At 27.4% G+C, this 1,236-nt stretch carries 1 protein-coding gene and 1 pseudogene; both read right to left on the bottom strand.

Annotation, left to right across the window (positions count from 1 at the left end; all coding sequences use genetic code 11):
• Positions 1–18: 18 nt before the first annotated feature.
• Positions 19–663: a PoNe immunity protein domain-containing protein gene (locus tag CAMP18497_RS08180; protein WP_337213742.1), complete on the bottom strand. Its 645-nt coding sequence runs from the start codon at positions 661–663 to the stop codon at positions 19–21.
• A 10-nt stretch (positions 664–673) separates the two neighbouring features.
• A pseudogene (locus CAMP18497_RS08185) lies at positions 674–1,236 on the bottom strand (hypothetical protein); the annotation flags it as partial.

Genomic DNA, 1,236 nt, shown 5'->3' on the forward strand with positions numbered 1-1,236 from the left:
TTTTTAAACCCACTAAGATTATATTAAATCATAAGGAAAGTATTTATACTGTTTAAATTCTTCTTTATCCAAATTCATTAGTTTTACAATTGCAGCACCTTCAAGATCCCAGGTATCTAAAGGATCCCTTAACCTTGTATGTTTTTTCATATATTTATGTAAAAACTCAATATCTTGTGTGGCTATAAATTCTTTAATCAGTTCATGTTCTTTGCAAGCACATTTGCGTTCTAAATTTAAATTCTTACCCTTAGAACCTATAAAATGTAAAAACCAATCTCTATTGAGTATATCCCTTCTTTTTCTCTCATCTTCTTCTATTAATTCTAGCAAACAAGTAGTATCCATATCTAATAATACTCTAACGCAAAGTTCAATAGCATTTCCCCTGTAATAGCCAATATCCAATCCTGTTTCTAAACGATTTTTTTCTTTTAATAGCATAAGTGCTTCTAAATCTTTTTTAACTATGTTTATATCATCACCACGAGAGTATTTATCTAAAGCAATACATTTTTTTCTATCTTCTATACAAAAAATACAAGTTTGTCTATCTCCAAAAGGAAGTTCTAAAAATATTTTTTCGGATTTCTTGATATCTTCTTCACACTTTATTATATGTTCAGTAAAATACGCTTCATCTTTCTTAGCATCTCTTACCATTTTCTATCCTTTAGGTTTTTTTAATTTTATTTGCATCTTTATCTAAATAATGAATGGTTTCTTTACCTCCTTCATCAACATGAAATAAATCTTTTCTGATTTCATTGCTATTTTTTTCAAGAAGTTCTTTTATCTTTTCTCTATGTTCTTCATCTGCAACACCAAGTCTATTTTTGTCCTCTTCTAATATCCAACTATTACTCATCTGTTTGGTTTTTTGATTTCTATTTAACTTGCTTGTTCCAAACTTAGCTTCTGCGATGATATATTTTGGATTTTTATTGGGGTTATAATAAATTCCATCAATTCCTTGATGAATTTTATCATCAAGTCCTTGAACTTTGTTTAAGCTAATTCTTTTATAGCCTTGATTTAAATAATGCAAATGCATTTTAGCTTCGCCATAATTTCCTTTTTGTTTATTGCTTAATTTATCAATGCCATTTAATTTTTGTATCTTTTTTTCCATATTTGCTAAAACTTTTTTAGCTTCTTTTTGTTGTGCTTGAACTTCTTTTAAAAATACTTGTTGTTTATTTACTTGTTTTCTTCTTTGTGCTGCTTTTAACTTAC

This window comes from Campylobacter sp. W0066.1, from assembly GCF_024723635.1.
GTDB classification, from domain to species: domain Bacteria; phylum Campylobacterota; class Campylobacteria; order Campylobacterales; family Campylobacteraceae; genus Campylobacter_D; species Campylobacter_D lari_C.

Coding starts and splice junctions, on each gene's coding strand:
- CAMP18497_RS08180 (WP_337213742.1), bottom strand. CDS start 663: ATGGTAAGAGATGCTAAGAAAGATGAAGCGTATTTTACTGAACATATA.